Annotated in this window: 13 protein-coding genes; 6 read left to right on the forward strand and 7 right to left on the reverse strand. The window is 70.7% G+C overall.

Annotation, left to right across the window (positions count from 1 at the left end; translation table 11 throughout):
* Positions 1 to 216: 216 nt before the first annotated feature.
* Complete coding sequence (locus AC5RVZ_RS28085; RefSeq protein WP_494068915.1) at positions 217 to 2,154, reverse strand: BglG family transcription antiterminator; 1,938 nt, start codon at positions 2,152 to 2,154, stop codon at positions 217 to 219.
* Between the two features lie 140 nt (positions 2,155 to 2,294).
* On the opposite strand from AC5RVZ_RS28085, the gene AC5RVZ_RS28090 reads away from it, so the two are divergent.
* From AC5RVZ_RS28090 to AC5RVZ_RS28115, 6 genes are all read left to right on the forward strand, one after another.
* Entirely contained in the window at positions 2,295 to 2,654 is a 360-nt protein-coding gene (locus AC5RVZ_RS28090) for a PTS sugar transporter subunit IIB (protein ID WP_494068916.1), read from the forward strand.
* Between the two features lie 44 nt (positions 2,655 to 2,698).
* Entirely contained in the window at positions 2,699 to 2,974 is a 276-nt protein-coding gene (locus tag AC5RVZ_RS28095; protein ID WP_494068917.1) for an HPr family phosphocarrier protein, read from the forward strand.
* Positions 2,975 to 2,976: 2 nt separating this feature from the next.
* Complete coding sequence (gene ptsP / locus AC5RVZ_RS28100; RefSeq protein ID WP_494068918.1) at positions 2,977 to 4,650, forward strand: phosphoenolpyruvate--protein phosphotransferase; 1,674 nt, start codon at positions 2,977 to 2,979, stop codon at positions 4,648 to 4,650.
* Positions 4,647 to 6,209: a PTS mannitol transporter subunit IIBC gene (locus AC5RVZ_RS28105; protein ID WP_494068919.1), complete on the forward strand. Its 1,563-nt coding sequence runs from the start codon at positions 4,647 to 4,649 to the stop codon at positions 6,207 to 6,209. Before ptsP ends, AC5RVZ_RS28105 begins: the two co-directional genes overlap by 4 nt.
* Before the next feature lie 111 nt (positions 6,210 to 6,320).
* On the forward strand, positions 6,321 to 6,758 hold the full coding sequence (locus tag AC5RVZ_RS28110) for a PTS mannitol transporter subunit IIA (RefSeq protein WP_494068920.1): 438 nt from the start codon (positions 6,321 to 6,323) through the stop codon (positions 6,756 to 6,758).
* Positions 6,758 to 7,915 carry a mannitol-1-phosphate 5-dehydrogenase gene (locus tag AC5RVZ_RS28115; RefSeq protein WP_494068921.1) on the forward strand — a complete coding sequence of 386 codons (1,158 nt, stop codon included), beginning with the start codon at positions 6,758 to 6,760 and terminating at the stop codon, positions 7,913 to 7,915. Before AC5RVZ_RS28110 ends, AC5RVZ_RS28115 begins: the two co-directional genes overlap by 1 nt.
* 164 nt (positions 7,916 to 8,079) lie before the next feature.
* Here the strand turns inward: AC5RVZ_RS28115 and AC5RVZ_RS28120 are convergent, their stop codons facing one another.
* From AC5RVZ_RS28120 to AC5RVZ_RS28145, 6 genes are all read right to left on the reverse strand, one after another.
* Positions 8,080 to 9,195: an adenosine deaminase gene (locus AC5RVZ_RS28120; RefSeq protein ID WP_494068922.1), complete on the reverse strand. Its 1,116-nt coding sequence runs from the start codon at positions 9,193 to 9,195 to the stop codon at positions 8,080 to 8,082.
* 51 nt (positions 9,196 to 9,246) lie between these two features.
* A complete protein-coding gene (locus tag AC5RVZ_RS28125; protein WP_494068923.1) occupies positions 9,247 to 10,554 on the reverse strand; it encodes a thymidine phosphorylase in 1,308 nt (435 codons plus the stop codon).
* The gene (locus AC5RVZ_RS28130; RefSeq protein WP_494068924.1) at positions 10,551 to 10,952 is read right to left on the reverse strand and encodes a cytidine deaminase; all 402 of its coding nucleotides are present in this window, start codon (positions 10,950 to 10,952) and stop codon (positions 10,551 to 10,553) included. Before AC5RVZ_RS28130 ends, AC5RVZ_RS28125 begins: the two co-directional genes overlap by 4 nt.
* An 87-nt stretch (positions 10,953 to 11,039) precedes the next feature.
* On the reverse strand, positions 11,040 to 12,326 hold the full coding sequence (locus AC5RVZ_RS28135) for an ABC transporter permease (protein WP_494068925.1): 1,287 nt from the start codon (positions 12,324 to 12,326) through the stop codon (positions 11,040 to 11,042).
* The gene (locus AC5RVZ_RS28140) at positions 12,323 to 13,633 is read right to left on the reverse strand and encodes an ABC transporter permease (protein ID WP_494068926.1); all 1,311 of its coding nucleotides are present in this window, start codon (positions 13,631 to 13,633) and stop codon (positions 12,323 to 12,325) included. The genes AC5RVZ_RS28135 and AC5RVZ_RS28140 overlap by 4 nt, the downstream gene beginning before the upstream one ends.
* On the reverse strand, positions 13,630 to 15,138 hold the full coding sequence (locus tag AC5RVZ_RS28145; RefSeq protein ID WP_494068927.1) for an ABC transporter ATP-binding protein: 1,509 nt from the start codon (positions 15,136 to 15,138) through the stop codon (positions 13,630 to 13,632). The genes AC5RVZ_RS28140 and AC5RVZ_RS28145 overlap by 4 nt, the downstream gene beginning before the upstream one ends.
* Between the last annotated feature and the right edge of the window lie 85 nt (positions 15,139 to 15,223).

The following is a 15,223-nucleotide window of genomic DNA, read 5'->3' on the forward strand; positions in this document are numbered from 1 at the left end:
GACGGAATGCGCCCCGAACCCGAGGAAGTGGGCACGCCGCTGAACAGCATTCCCATCCACCCACCTCGCTGACTGCGCGCCGGCGGTCTCCGGGTTCGGGGCGCGAACCGGACGTTCGGGGCGCGATCGTGACACCGTTCACGGGCGGAATGCGCCCCGAACCCAGATTCGACGAGCGCCGTCTCGGTCGAGGCTGACCGCCGCGACGGGGTGCCGTCAGCCGTCGATGACGGCTACCAGCTCGTCGAGGAATCCGCCGAAGTCCGACGATCGGCGGACGATCCGCTGCACGCTGTCACGCTCGGAGAACACCTCGACGAACTGCTCGAACACCGTCTGGAACGCCTCACGGTCGCTCTCCGAGAACGCCACGAGCGCCACGACCTGCACCCGCCCCTCGCCCCAGGGCATGGACGGATCGGCGATGCCGATGGCGATGGCGGTCCGGGATGCCGTCATGCCGATCGCGTGCGGCACGGCGAGCGCGTCGGTGAAGGCGGTGGAGGACAGGCGCTCGCGCTGAATCGCGCGCTCGACGTAGTCGTCGTCGATCACGCCGGTTCCGACGAGCCGGGCTCCGAGCGAACGGATCACACCCTCCTCGCCGAGCGCCGGATCCAGGCCGCGGACGAACGCGGAGGGCTCGAAGTACCGCTCCAGCTCCCGGCGCAGGCGCGCGAGGCGCCGGGAGCGCCGGATCCGGCCGGCGGCCGTCTGCACGCGTTCGACGTCCGCACCGGTCAGGAAGGGCTGGATGCGCACGATGCGGTCGCCGACGACCGGAGGCTCGATGGTCGTGAGCACCAGATCCGTGTCGATCGAACGCCAGTCCGGATCGACGCGCGTCTCGACCCCGACCACCTCGATCGCCTGTCCGAGCGACCGGTCGACGCTCGAGCGCAGCAGCTCATGCAGCTCGTAGTATCCGGGGCAGACGATCGTGGCGGTGAGCAGCTGGTCCGCGCGCCGGCTTCGCTCCAGCCGGCCGCCGACGTGCATCGCGATGTACGCGATCTCGTCGTCCAGGAGCGGGATGCCGAGCCGCTCATGCAGCCCGTTGGCGATGAAGACCGCCACCTCGAAGATCATCGGGTAGGTCGACTTGAGCGAGCGGGTCAGCGGGTTGCGGGACCACGCCTGCTCCCTTGCGCGCTGACGCAGGTTCTGCACGTGCAGCGCGAGGCGCAGCAGGAAGTCCTCGTGCACGATGTCGACGAGGAACTCGGCGGCGGCCTGCTCGACGACGGACCGGACCGCCGACTCCACCTCGGGATCGATCTGCGCCCGCGTCTGCTCGCGCGCTCCGGCGATCGCCGCCCCGGGCGCGACCACGCGCGTCAGCACGAGCATCGCGAGGTGGCGCACATCTCCGCTTCCGAGGCGGACGCCGAGGTGACGCTCGGCCAGCTCGGCGATGACCGCCTCGATCTCGGACTGCTCCGGCCGCGCGCCGGCGTCGACCGCGTCGCCTGCTTCGAGCGGACGGTCGCGTGCCACCCGGTCGGCGGCGATCGCGATGTGCATCACGACGTCGCCGATGCCGAACTCGTTGACGAACCACCCCAGCGCGCCCAGCCGCGCGACGAGGTCCGTCTTGAAGGGGCCGAACGCACGAGCCCCCACCGATCCCTCCCCGAGGGTTCGTCGCAGCGCCACCAGGTCGAAGGAGCCGGCGTCCATCTCGTCGTGCGCCAGACGGCTGAGCAGTCGCCGCTGAGCGGCCTCCGTGCCCCGCAGCCGCGCGCGCGATGCCGAGCGCTCGAGGGTGAGATCCGTTCCGCCGAGCAGGCCGCGCACGCGAGCGAGGTCACCCTCGAGCGTCGCCGATGAGACGTGGAGCGCGTCGGCCGTGTCGAACACGTCGATGCCGTCGGCATTGTCCAGGAGCGCGCGCACGAGGGTGTGCAGCCGGTCCCGTGGCGTGCCCGTCTCCCCTTCGACCCGCAGGGCCTGTGCCGCATCCGGACCGGCGCGGTAACCGTGCGATCCGGACTCGACGGCGACACCCGGCGCCACGCGCGCGTTCAGGGCCGTCACATAGGACCGGACGCTGCGCGGGGTCACCCCCAGCGCGTCGGCGAGCGTGGCGGCCGTCGCCCATTCCCCTTCGCGCACGAGCAGGCCCAGCAGCCGGTCCTGACGTGCTCGGGTCACCGTGACAGTCAACCACGCCGACTTCCACGCGGCTCCGGCACGTGGCATCCGGTGGGCGTGGATTTTCCGCCCCTGCGGAAGAAGGACTGGTTGTCGGCTCCCAGCCGCTTCACAAGAATGACTTCGGAGGAGGCGGATCGATGAGGATCCTGGTGGTCTGCGGAGCGGGTGCCTCGAGCACCTTCGTCGCACAGCGCGTGCGTCACGCCGCTCACGACCGGGGTCTGTCGTACACCGCCTTCGCCGGCACCGAGCAGTCGCTCCCGATCGACCTCGATGCCGCCGACGTCGTCCTCGTGGGACCGCATCTGGCTCATGCGCTCGAGCGCATAGAGCGGGACGCGGCCGCTCGGGGCACGAAGGTCGTGCTGCTGCCGCCGGATGTCTTCGGAGATCTGGATGGCGCGCGGACGCTGTCGCTGATCCACGACGTCGTCGGCGCGCCCGGGGACCGGCTTCCCGGCCCCGGCCCGGCGGTCGAGCGACCGGCGCCGGACTGATCGGGACCGACCACGCACCACCGTCCATCGACAGAGAGGTCACCATGCCGCCCATCTCCCGCACGGTCCGGATCGGGTCGTCCCACGGCCTGCACGCCCGCCCCGCGAAGCTGTTCGCGCAGGCGGCCAAGGACGCGGGCATCCCGGTCACGATCGCGAAGGACGCCGGCAGCCCCGTGAACGCGGCCAGCATCCTGGGCGTCATCGCGCTGGGCGTCGAGCGAGGCGACTACGTGACGCTCTCAGCCGAAGGCGAGGGCGCGGAAGCGACCCTCGACCGCCTGGCGGAGCTGCTGACCACCGACCACGACGCGGAGTGATGATGACGGAGTTGCGAGGAGTGGGAATCGGCCTCGGAGTGGCCCAGGGTCCGGTGGCGCGGATGGCGGAGCCGCTGCCCGCCCCGGCCGACACGGCGAGCACGCTCACCCCGGAGGAGGAGCGGTCCCGTGTCGCCGATGCCGTCGCGGCGGTCGCGCGCGAGCTCGAGCAGCGCGGCGCTCAGGCCGGCGGCGCGGCCCAGGAGGTGCTCGAGGCGCAGGCGATGATGGCCGAGGATCCCACGCTCACCGACGAGGTCGACGCCCGCATCGCGCAGGGCAAGACCGGCGAGTACGCGGTCTTCGACGCCTTCGCGTCCTTCCGCGACCAGCTCACGGCGGTGGGCGGGTACCTGGGCGAGCGCGCCGCCGATCTCGATGACGTCGCGCAGCGGGTCATCGCGCGGCTGCGCGGTGTGCCGGCCCCGGGCGTCCCGGACCCCGGGCATCCGTTCGTGCTCGTCGCCAAGGATCTGGCCCCCGCCGACACCGCGCTGCTGGACCTCGACAAGGTGCTGGCCCTGGTGACCACCGACGGCGGACCGACGTCGCACACCGCGATCCTCGCGCGCGAGAAGTCCATCGTGGCCGTCGTGGGCGCCGTCGATGCGACAAGGCTGCGCGACGGCGAGACGGTGATCGTGGATGCCGCCGCGGGCGTCGTCACGGCGGACCCCAGCACCGAGGACCTCGCACGCGCTCAGAATCGCGCCGACGCGCGCGCCGCAGCCGCCTCGGCGCCCATCACCGACGGCGCACTGGCGGACGGCACCCGCGTGCCGCTCCTGGCGAACCTCGGCGATCCGGATGCCGCGGCCGAGGCGGTGGAGCTCGGCGCCGAGGGCGTGGGGCTGTTCCGCACGGAGTTCCTGTTCCTCAGCGCTTCGCAGGCGCCCACGGTCGAGCAGCAGCGCGAGGCGTACATCAAGCTCCTGTCGGCCTTCCCCGGCAGGAAGGTCGTCGCACGGGTCCTGGACGCCGGCGCCGACAAGCCGCTCCCGTTCCTCAACGACGCCCACGAGGAGAACCCCGCGCTGGGATTGCGGGGCCTGCGCGCCCTCCGGGCGAGCGAGGACATCCTGCGCGAGCAGCTGACGGCGCTGGCCGAAGCGGATGCCGCCACCGAGGCGGATCTGTGGGTCATGGCGCCGATGGTGTCGACGGTGGAGGAGACCGAGTACTTCGTCGCCCTCGCCCGCGAGTACGGCATCCGGACCGCCGGCGTCATGGTGGAGGTGCCCTCGTCGGCCCTCCTGGCCGACAGGATCCTCGCCCGCGCCGACTTCGCCTCCATCGGCACCAACGACCTCACCCAGTACACCCTCGCCGCCGACCGCCTGCTCGGCTCCGTCGCGTCGTTCCAGGATCCTTGGCACCCGGCGGTGCTGCGCCTCATCCGCGAGGTGGGCGAAGCCGGACGAGCCGCCGGCAAGCCGGTCGGGATCTGCGGCGAGGCCGCGGCCGATCCCCTGCTGGCGGTCGTTCTCGTCGGTCTCGGCGCCACGACGCTGTCGATGGCGCCCACCGCACTCGCCGACGTGCGGGCCACCCTGCTGCAACACGGCCTCGAAGATGCGCGACGCATCGCCGAGGCCGCCCTCGCCGCGCACGACGCGGCATCCGCCCGGATCGCGGCACAGGAGGCCGCGGCGACAACGAAGGAGACACAGCAATGACAACGGCGTCTGCACCCGCCGCACGGGGCGGCAGCAGGGCGCGAGTCGGAATCCAGCGTTTCGGCACGTTCCTGTCCGGCATGATCATGCCGAACATCCCCGCCCTCATCGCGTGGGGCATCTTCACGGCGTTCTTCATCGACGTGGGCTGGACGCCCAACGCCGACCTCTCGACGATCGTCGGTCCCTTCATCCACTACCTGCTGCCGATCCTCATCGCCTACACCGGCGGCAACATCGTCTACGGCGTGCGCGGCGGTGTGGTCGCCTCGATCGCGACGATGGGCGCGATCGCCGGCTCCGACCTGCTGGTGGCGAACTTCAACGCCGGCCTGCCCGAGGGTGAGGAACCGCTGGGCCAGGTCCACATGTTCATCGGCGCGATGATCATGGCGCCGCTGGCCGCGTACACGATGAAGCGGCTCGACAGCCTGTGGGAGGGCAAGATCCGCGCGGGCTTCGAGATGCTCGTCAACATGTTCTCGGCCGGCATCTGGGGCTTCGTGATGGCGGTGGTCGGCTTCTATCCGATCGCCTGGCTCGTCAACAGTCTCATGCAGGCCCTCGGGAACGCGGTGAGCTGGCTGGTGGACCTGAACCTGCTGCCGCTGACGAGCATCCTCATCGAGCCGGCGAAGGTGTTCTTCCTGAACAACGCCATCAACCACGGCGTGCTGACGCCGCTCGGTCTGGCCGAGGCGTCGGAGTCCGGTTCGTCGATCCTGTTCCTGCTCGAGGCCAACCCGGGCCCGGGCGTCGGCCTGCTGCTGGCGTTCACGATCTTCGGGATCGGAGCCGCTCGCGCATCGGCGCCCGGCGCCGCCGTCATCCAGTTCTTCGGCGGCATCCACGAGGTGTACTTCCCGTATGCGCTGATGAAGCCGGTCCTGATCCTCGCGCTGATCGCCGGCGGCATGACCGGTGTCACCACCAACATGCTGCTCGGAGGAACGCTGAGGGCCCCCGCCGCCCCCGGAAGCATCATCGCCGTGCTGCTGCAGACGGCGACCGGGGCGTACTTCGCCGTGATCCTGTCGGTGATCCTCTCCGCGGCCGTCACGTTCCTCATCGCCGCCGTCATCCTGCGAGCCTCGCGCAAGCGGGATCTGGAGGCGATGGCAGCCAGCGACGACGCGTTCGGAGCCGCCATCACGCAGACCGAGGCCGCCAAGGGCAAGAAGTCCGAGCACCTCGCGGGCCTGCGCGGGGGCGCCGCGACCTCCGCGGACGCGGGCATCGAGCCGGCGACCATGACCGAGCGCGAGATCAGGAACATCGTGTTCGCCTGCGACGCCGGCATGGGCTCGTCGGCCATGGGCGCGAGCGTCCTGCGCAACAAGATGAAGAAGGCCGGCATCGAGGACGTCACCGTCGTCAACAAGGCGATCTCCAACCTCGACCCGTCGGCGGACCTCGTCATCACGCAGAACCAGCTCACCGATCGTGCGCGGCAGCAGACGCCGAACGCGGTCCACGTCTCGGTGGACAACTTCATGAACTCCCCGAGATACGACGAGGTCGTGGACCTCGTGCGCGCGCAGCACCAGGATGGTGCGTGAGCGGGATCGTTTCCCGAGACAGCTGCGGGGTCGGGCGGGCGCGAGGCCCCCGACCCCGCGGCCTTCGGCGGGCGTGATCCGAGGCATCCGGAATCGAAGAAAGAGGGCGACATGGCACGCGACGTTCTGAGCATCGGACAGGTGCGCATCCACGGCGGGAGCGCGACGCGGGAGGAGGCGATGAAGGAGGCGGCCGACATCCTCGAGGCCGCGGGCGCGGTCACCGGCGCGTACTTCGACGCGATGCAGCAGCGCGAGCAGACCGTATCGACCTACATGGGCAACGAGCTGGCGATCCCGCATGGAACGAACGAGACCAAGGACGAGATCCTCTCCTCGGCGCTGTCGGTCGTCCGCTACGACGGCGGCGTGGACTGGGGTGGCGAGCACGTCACCTTCGTCATCGGCATCGCAGGGAAGGGGGACGAGCACCTGGAGATCCTCTCCCAGATCGCCGTGCTGTTCTCCGAGGAGGACGAGGTCGAGCGGCTCAAGCGCGCGCAGACGCCCGAGGAGCTGTACCAGCTGATCTCGGCGGCGGGGGTGTGATGAGAGCCGTCCACTTCGGCGCAGGCAACATCGGTCGCGGCTTCGTGGGGCTCCTCCTCCACGAGGGCGGCTACGAGGTGGTCTTCTCGGATGTGGCGGCGCCGCTCGTCGACGCCATCAACGCCGCGGAGGCGTACACCGTGCACGAGGTCGGCCCCGGCGGCAAGGACATCGTGGTCACCGGCTTCCGCGCGATCAACAGCGCGGAGCATCCCGACGAGGTGATCGAGCAGATCGCCGGAGCGAACGTCGTCACGACGGCCGTCGGCCCGACGATCCTGAAGTTCGTCGCCCCGCTGATCATGTCGGGGCTCGCGCTGCGCGACCCCGCCTCGCCCGCGCTGCAGGTGATGGCGTGCGAGAACGCCATCAACGCGACCGACATGCTGCGCGACGAGATCCGGACCCTCGCCGGGGACTCCTGGGCGGACCTGTCGGCGCGCGCCGTGTTCGCCAACACCGCGGTGGACCGCATCGTCCCGGCACAGCCTGACGGCGCCGGCGTCGACGTGACGGTCGAGCCGTTCTTCGAGTGGGCGATCGAGCGTCAGCCGTTCGGCGACGATCCGCCCACCATCCCCGGCGCCCACTTCGTCGACGATCTGGCGCCGTACATCGAACGGAAGCTCTTCACCGTCAACACCGGGCACGCCGCCACCGCGTACTTCGGCGCACGCGCCGGGGCCGAGACGATCGCGCAGGCCCTCGCCGACGCGTCGATCGCCGCCCGGGTGGAAGCGGCGCTCGAGGAGACGTCCGCCCTGCTGCAGGCCAAGCACGAGTTCGACGCGGCCGAGCTCGAGGCCTACCGCGCCACGATCCTCGACCGCTTCCGCAACGAGGCGCTGCCCGACACCGTATGGCGGGTGGGCCGACAGCCGCTGCGCAAGCTCTCGCGTTCCGAGCGGTTCGTGGGGCCGGCCGCCGAAGCCGCAGAACGGGGTCTTCCTGTCGACGCTCTCGTCGACGCCATCGGTGCGGCGCTGGCGTTCGTCGATGAGGATGACACGCAGGCGGTCGAGCTGCAGCGGAAGCTCAGGGAGCAGGACGCGTCGTCGTTCACGGCGGACGTGACGGGCCTGGAGCCGGGGCATCCGCTCGTCCCGCGCGTGGAGGCGGTGGTGGCCGCTCGGCAGGCCGAGCTCGCGGGGCGCTGATCCGCGGCGCTCCCCCGGCGGTGGGCGCCCTGCGCGCAACGGCGCGCGCGACTCCTGAGAATCGAACGAGCACCTCGAGGATCGCCGGTGCGGCCGCGCGCTTGCCGCCGATCCCCAGGAGTTCTGCACGCGGGCGATCGGCGGATCGACGTCGCGGCCCGGCGTCAGCCGCCGAAGCCCTCGCCGATGAGGTCGATGAGCTCCTCGCGCTCCTCCACGGGGAGGAACGCGCCGGCGGCGGCGTTGAGCTGGAACACCTCGAGGTCGTCCAGGCCGTAGTCGAACGTCTCGGCCAGCAGGGCCAGCTCGCGCGTCAGGGACGTCCGGCTCATCGTGCGATTGTCGACGTTCACCGTGACGGCGAAGCCGAGCTGGTACAGCAGATCGAACGGGTGGTCCTCGATCGTGGTCCCCCACCGCGCGATCGCACCGGTCTGCAGGTTCGATGAGGGCGACAGCTCCAGCGGGATCTCACGGTCGCGCACCCAGCGCGCCAGGTCGCCGAACTGGACCAGAACCTCCTCGCCGGCGCGTGAGACCACCTCGAGGTCCTCCGCGATCCGCACGCCGTGCCCCAGGCGCAGCGCGCGCCCGTCGATCAGCGCCGACCGGATGGAGTCCACTCCCGCCGCTTCGCCGGCGTGCACGGTCACGGGGAAGAACTGCGATGCGAGGTAGTCGAACGCCCCGCGGTGCTTCGCCGGCGGAAAGCCGTCCTCAGGGCCGGCGATGTCGAACCCGACCGCGCCGCGGCCGCGCCACTGCACCGCCAGCCGGGCGATCTCCAGCGACCGGTCGGTGTGGCGCATCGCCGTGAGGAGCTGACCCACCCGGATGTCGTGGCCCCGCGCCTCCGCGGCGTCCTCGCCCTCCTCGATCCCCTCCTGCACGGCCTCGACGGCTTCCTCGAGCGAGAGTCCGCTGGAGAGGTGCTGCTCGGGCGCCCAGCGCACCTCGCCGTAGATGACGCCGTCGGCGGCGAGGTCCTCGACGAACTCGCGCGCGACACGTGCCAGGCCCTCGCGGGTCTGCATGACCGCCGTCGTCAGCTCGAAGGTCTTGAGGTACTCCACGAGCGATCCCGAGTCGCTCTTCTCCGCGAACCAGTCGGCGAGGTCGTCGGCGTCGCCCTCGGGGACGTCGAGTCCGATCTCGTCCGCAAGCTCGATGATCGTGCCGGGCCGCACGCCGCCGTCGAGGTGGTCGTGCAGCGAGACCTTCGGCAGGCTCCGGATCGACACGCCGTCGAGGATGGCGTCGCCGTGCTGGTCGATGGGCATGGAGTTCTCCTCGGGAGGGTCGACGGATGAGTGGACGAGCGGATGCCGAGCCTAGGCGGTGATGCGTTCGAGCACGAGTGGACGCCGAGCCGGAGCATCCGCTCCGATCTCCCATGCCCCCTCGAGCGCGTCGAGGGCCCGCTCGAACCTCGACCCATCATGGCCGAGCAGAGTGAACAGCGGCTGACCGGCCGTGACCTCGTCGCCCGGCTTGGCGTGCAGGTCGATGCCGGCGGCGTGGATGACGGGATCCTCGGCGCGGGCTCGGCCGGCGCCGAGTCGCCATGCGGCGACGCCGAACGGCAGCGCCTCGATGCGCGTGACATAGCCGGACGCCGGAGCGGTGACGGTGTGGGTCTCGCGCGGCTCCGGCAGCGCGGCATCCGGGTCGCCGTCCTGCGCCCGGATCATCGCTCGCCACGTGTCCATGGCGCGGCCGTCGTGCAGCGCCGCCTCCACATCCGCGTCGGGCTGACCGGCGAGGGCCAGCATCTCGCGCGCGAGCGCGAGAGTCAGCTCGACGACGTCCGCCGGTCCGCCCCCGGCGAGGACCTCGACGGACTCGCGCACCTCATTGGCATTGCCGATCGCGAGGCCCAGCGGCGTGTTCATGTCGGTGAGGAGCGCCGTCGTGGACACGCCGGAGTCGGTGCCGAGCGCGACCATGGTGCGGGCGAGCTCCCGGGCCTTGTCGACATCGCGCATGAACGCGCCCGAACCGAACTTCACGTCGAGGACGAGCGAGTCCGTGCCCTCGGCGATCTTCTTGGACATGATGCTCGACGCGATGAGCGGGATCGCCTCGACGGTGCCGGTGACGTCGCGAAGGGCGTACAGCTTCTTGTCGGCGGGAGCCAGGCCCGAACCGGCGGCGCAGATCACGGCGCCGACGTCGCGCAGCTGCGCGAGGAGCTCGTCGTTGGACAGCGCAGCGCGCCACCCGGGGATGGACTCGAGCTTGTCGAGGGTGCCTCCCGTGTGGCCGAGGCCGCGACCGGAGAGCTGCGGCACGGCGACGCCGAACGAGGCGACCAGCGGAGCGAGGGGCAGCGTGATCTTGTCGCCGACACCGCCGGTGGAGTGCTTGTCGACGGTCGGCTTGCCGAGGCTCGCGAAGCTCATCCGCTCGCCCGACGCGATCATGGCGTCGGTCATCACGCGGATCTCGTCGCGGGTCATGCCGTTGAGGAGCACCGCCATCGCGAAGGCGGCCATCTGCGCGTCCGCGACGTACCCGCGGGTGTACGCGTCGATCATCCAGCGCAGTGCGTCCTCGGCCACGACGCCCCCGTCGCGCTTGGCGCGGATGACGTCGACCGCGTCGTAGGGCTCCACCGCCGCCGAGCGGACCTCGCTCATCGCGCCGCCTCTTCGAGGTCGCGCGGCCCGAAGGCGTCGGGCAGCACCTCGTCGATCGTGCGGATGCCCGACACCGTCTCGAGCAGCATGCCGGGGAGGGCGAACTCGTACAGCAGCTGCCGGCAGCGCCCGCACGGCATGATCGTGTGGCCGTCTCCGTTGACGCACACGAAGGCGACGAGCTGACCCCCGCCGGACATCTGCAGCTCGCTCACCAGGCCGCACTCCGCGCAGAGCCCCACGCCGTACGAGGCGTTCTCGACGTTGCAGCCCGTGACGATGCGGCCGTCCGACACGAGCGCCGCGGCGCCCACCCGGTAGCGGGAGTACGGCGCGTACGCGCGGTGCATCGCCTCCGTCGCGGCGGCACGCAGCTCATCCCAGTCGATGTCGGTCACGAAGGCACTCCTATCGCGTCGGTTGAGGAAGGGTCGGATGCGGCGGCGCCGCACGCCCGCGCATCGGTCACGCCTGGCACGGTGCGGTCAGCCCTTGATGTAGGGCTTCCCCGCCGCCGCGGGTCCACGGATCTGACCGGCGAACCCGGCGACCGCGAGGATCGTCACCACGTACGGCAGCATGAGCATGAACTCGCTCGGGATCGGGGTCTTCAGCACCGTCAGCAGATTCTGCAGGTTGGTGACGAAACCGAACATCAGAGCGGCGAGCGTCGCACGAATCGGGTCCCAGCGGCCGAAGATGACCGCGGCGAGCGCGATGAAGCCGAGGCCCGCCGTCATCTCCTTCCCGAACTGCGGCACCGACACGAGCGTGAAGTACGCGCCGCCGATGCCGGCCACCGCCCCGGCGAGCGACACGTTCCAGAACCGGCTCGAGTTCACCTTGATGCCGACGGTGTCGGCCGCCTGCGGGTGCTCGCCGACCGCTCGCAGGCGCAGGCCCCACCGGGTGCGGTACAGGCCCCACGCGACCACCGCCACGGTGATGAACATGAGGTAGACGATGAACGTCTGGTCGAACAGCACCGGGCCGATGATCGGGATGTCGCTGAGCACCGGGATCTCGATGCGGGTGAACCGCACGGGGTCATTGAGCTCGGACTCGTTGGGCGCGAGGAGCGCGCCGTAGAGGAACCCGGTGAGGCCGGTCACGAGCACGTTCAGCACGACCCCGACGATGACCTGCTCGACGAGGTACTTGATCGCGAAGGCCGCGAGCACGAAGGCGACGAGCACTCCGCCGACCATCGCGCCGATCAGGCCGATGAACGGGTTGTGGGTGATGCTCGACAGCACCGCGGCCGAGAAGGCGCCGAGCAGCAGCTGCCCCTCGATGGCGACGTTCACGACGCCGACCCGCTCGCCGATCACCCCGCCGAGGGCGCCGAACACGAGCGGGACCGACAGCGAGACCGCCCCGACCAGGAGGCTGGACACGGGCACCAGGCCGCCGGCGGCGGACCACACCAGGAAGGCGAACACCGCCAGCACGCCGAACACGATGACCAGCCACAGGCCGGGCGACCGATACGACCACGCGTCCCAGAACGCCCACGCCGTCAGCAGCGCGAGGACGGCGAGGAGGGTCCAGCAGGTGCCCGCGGTGGGAAGTCCCACATCGGGCAGCGCGAAGATCGACGAGGCGTCGCCCAGGCGGAAGGTGCTGATCCCGTCGCGCGGGGCGAGGGCGAACAGCGCGGCGAGGAGCAGCGTGACCGCGCCCAGCACGATGGGGGTCTTGAGACGGCGCTGCCGGACGGTGGCGAGGTGGATCGTCCCGTCGTCGGATGCCGTCGGTGCGAGCGTGCTCACGTGGTCACCGCCTTCTTCGAAGCTTTGGCTCGGGCCTTCGCGGCCTTCTCGGCGTCGGTCTTCGGCAGGAAGAAGATCGTCCGCAGCAGCGGAGGCGCCGCGATGAAGAGCACGATGAGCGACTGGACGACGAGCACGATGTCCACCGGGATGCCCTGAGCCTGCATCGAGAACGACCCGGCCTTCAGCATCCCGAACAGGATGCCGGCGGCGAACGTGCCCCATGCGCGGCTGCGACCCAGGAGCGCCACCGTGATGGCGTCGAATCCGATACCGGCGTCGATCGTGGCGGTGAAGCCCGTCACCACGGACCCCTGGATCTGATTCATCGCCGCCAGACCCGCCAGGCCGCCGGCGAAGAGCATGGCGTAGATGTAGATGCGCTGCACGCTGATGCCGGCCGCGCGCGCGGCGTTCGGGTTCTCCCCCACCGCGCGCATGCGCAGTCCGAGGCTCGACCGCTCGATGATCCACCACACCAGGAGGGTGACGAGGACCACGATGACGAAGCCCCAGTCCAGCGAGGGGAAGGCCGGGCCGAACAGCTCGGGGAACCGGGCGGATTCGGGTGTCGCGCTGCTGATCGGCTGGTTCGTGCCCTCCTTCTGCAGCAGCGCCGGCGTCCGGATCATCCACAGCAGCAGGTAGTACGCGACGTAGTTGAACATGATGGTGAGGATCACCTCGTGCGCACCGGTGTACGCCTTCAGCACACCCACGATCCCGCCCCACAGCGCGCCGCCGACGATCCCGGCCAGCAGCGTCGCGGGCAGGTGCAGCCACATCGGCAGGTCGATGTGGAAGGTGAACAGGGCCGCGAACACCGCGCCCATCAGCATCTGGCCGCGGGCGCCGATGTTGAACAGGCCGACGCGGAACGCCAGGGCGACGCCCAGACCGGCGGCGATGAGCGGCGCCGCGAAGCCCAGCGCGTTGGTCAGCGGCTTGATCTGGGCTGCGAAATCGGCACCGCGAGGGTTGAACACCGCCCCGCGGAACAGCGCCTCGTACCCGCCGTAGATCGCGCTCCATGCCGCGGCGAACGTGTCGCCCGGCCGCGCGAAGAAGTAGCCGGCGGCCTGCTGGACGTCCTCGTCGGTGAGGGCGATGAGGATGCCGCCGACGAGCATCGCGAGCACGATGGCGAGCACCGTCGTCACGACGCTGCCGCGCATGAGCTCCTTGACGAAGACGCTCGTGCGCGGCGGGGCCGGCGGCTCGTGACCGGTGAGAGGTCCGGCCGCGCGCGGGAGCTGCGGCTCGGTCGGAGGTGCGGCGCCGTCCGCGCCGGGGGTCGCCCCGCTCATGCCGCGACCTCGGTGGCGCCGGCCATCATCAGCCCGAGCAGCTCGCGCGACGTGTCGCCGGGCACGATGCCGACGATCGTGCCGCGGTACATCACGGCGATCCGGTCGGCGAGCGCGGTGACCTCGTCGAGCTCGGTGGAGACGACGACGACCGGGATGCCGGCATCCCGGGTCTCGACGATCCTGCGATGGATGAACTCAATCGAGCCCACGTCCACGCCGCGCGTGGGCTGGGCGGCGACGAGGAGGCGCAGCTCGCGGCTCATCTCTCTCGCGATCACCACTTTCTGCTGGTTGCCGCCGGAGAGCGCGCCGGCGGGCGTCGCCGGACCCTGCGTGCGGATGTCGTACTCGGCGATGCGCTCCTTGGCGAAGGCCTCGACCGCCTGCCGGCGGATCGTGCCGGCGCGGACGAACGCCTCGTCCTCGGACCGGTCGAGGATGAGGTTCTCGGCGACCGAGAAGTTGCCCACCAGGCCGTCCTCCTTGCGGTCCTCGGGGACGAATCCGACCCCGGCGTCGAGGATGGACCGCACGCTCCTGCCGACGAGCTCGACGCCGTCCAGCTCGATCGATCCCTGGACGCGTGCGGCGAGACCGACGATGGCCTCCACGAGCTCGGTCTGGCCGTTGCCCTGCACGCCGGCGATGGCGAGGATCTCGCCGGGGCGCACCTCGAAGCTGGCGTCGTCGACGACGACGGCTCCCGAGGGCGTCAGGACGCGCAGGTCCCGCACGCGCAGACCGCCTTCGCCCAGGCGCGGCGCGTCCTTCTGCACGGTCAGCTCCACCGCGCGTCCGACCATCAGCGAGGCGAGCTCCGCGTTCGTCGCCGTCGGCGAGGCCTCACCCACGACCTTGCCGAGACGGATGACGGTGATGCTGTCGGCGACCTCGCGCACCTCGCGCAGCTTGTGGGTGATGAAGACGATCGACGTGCCTCCGTCGCGCAGCTGGCGCATGATCGCCATGAGCTCGTCGGTCTCCTGGGGCGTCAGCACTGCGGTGGGCTCGTCGAACACGAGCACCTTGGCGTCGCGCGAGAGCGCCTTGATGATCTCGACGCGCTGCTGCACGCCGACCGGGAGATCGCCGACGATGGCGTCCGGGTCGATCTCGAAGCCGAACCGGTCGGCCACCTCGCGCACGTGCCGTCGGGCGGCGGCCAGGTCCAGGACGCCGGGGCCCCGCGTGCTCTCGTGCCCCAGCATGACGTTCTCGGCGACGGTGAACACGGGGATCAGCATGAAGTGCTGGTGCACCATGCCGATGCCGGCTGCCATCGCGTCGCCGGGTCCCCGGAAGTGCTGGACCTCGCCGTCCAGCAGGATCTCGCCCTCGTCGGCCTGGTACAGGCCGTAGAGCACGTTCATGAGCGTGGACTTGCCGGCGCCGTTCTCGCCCAGGAGGGCGTGGATCTCACCGGGCTGCACCACGAGGTCGATGTGGTCGTTCGCGACCAGGCTGCCGAATCTCTTGGTGATCCCGCGGAGTTCCAGCTTCATATGTGCACCCTATTCATTCGGTCCGCCGCGGCGCTATCGCTCGCACCACGGCCCCATCGCAGTTCGGGGCGGACAGCGCCAGATC

This window comes from Arthrobacter sp. Cza30, from assembly GCF_059090765.1.

Excerpts from the sequence above, each read along its gene's own strand:
- AC5RVZ_RS28095 (WP_494068917.1), top strand. The coding sequence starts at position 2,699 with ATGCCGCCCATCTCCCGCACGGTCCGGATCGGGTCGTCCCACGGCCTG.
- AC5RVZ_RS28115 (WP_494068921.1), top strand. The coding sequence starts at position 6,758 with ATGAGAGCCGTCCACTTCGGCGCAGGCAACATCGGTCGCGGCTTCGTG.
- AC5RVZ_RS28105 (WP_494068919.1), top strand. The coding sequence starts at position 4,647 with ATGACAACGGCGTCTGCACCCGCCGCACGGGGCGGCAGCAGGGCGCGA.
- AC5RVZ_RS28140 (WP_494068926.1), bottom strand. The coding sequence starts at position 13,633 with ATGAGCGGGGCGACCCCCGGCGCGGACGGCGCCGCACCTCCGACCGAG.
- AC5RVZ_RS28120 (WP_494068922.1), bottom strand. The coding sequence starts at position 9,195 with ATGCCCATCGACCAGCACGGCGACGCCATCCTCGACGGCGTGTCGATC.
- AC5RVZ_RS28110 (WP_494068920.1), top strand. The coding sequence starts at position 6,321 with ATGGCACGCGACGTTCTGAGCATCGGACAGGTGCGCATCCACGGCGGG.
- AC5RVZ_RS28090 (WP_494068916.1), top strand. The coding sequence starts at position 2,295 with ATGAGGATCCTGGTGGTCTGCGGAGCGGGTGCCTCGAGCACCTTCGTC.
- AC5RVZ_RS28145 (WP_494068927.1), bottom strand. The coding sequence starts at position 15,138 with ATGAAGCTGGAACTCCGCGGGATCACCAAGAGATTCGGCAGCCTGGTC.
- ptsP (WP_494068918.1), top strand. The coding sequence starts at position 2,977 with ATGACGGAGTTGCGAGGAGTGGGAATCGGCCTCGGAGTGGCCCAGGGT.
- AC5RVZ_RS28125 (WP_494068923.1), bottom strand. The coding sequence starts at position 10,554 with ATGAGCGAGGTCCGCTCGGCGGCGGTGGAGCCCTACGACGCGGTCGAC.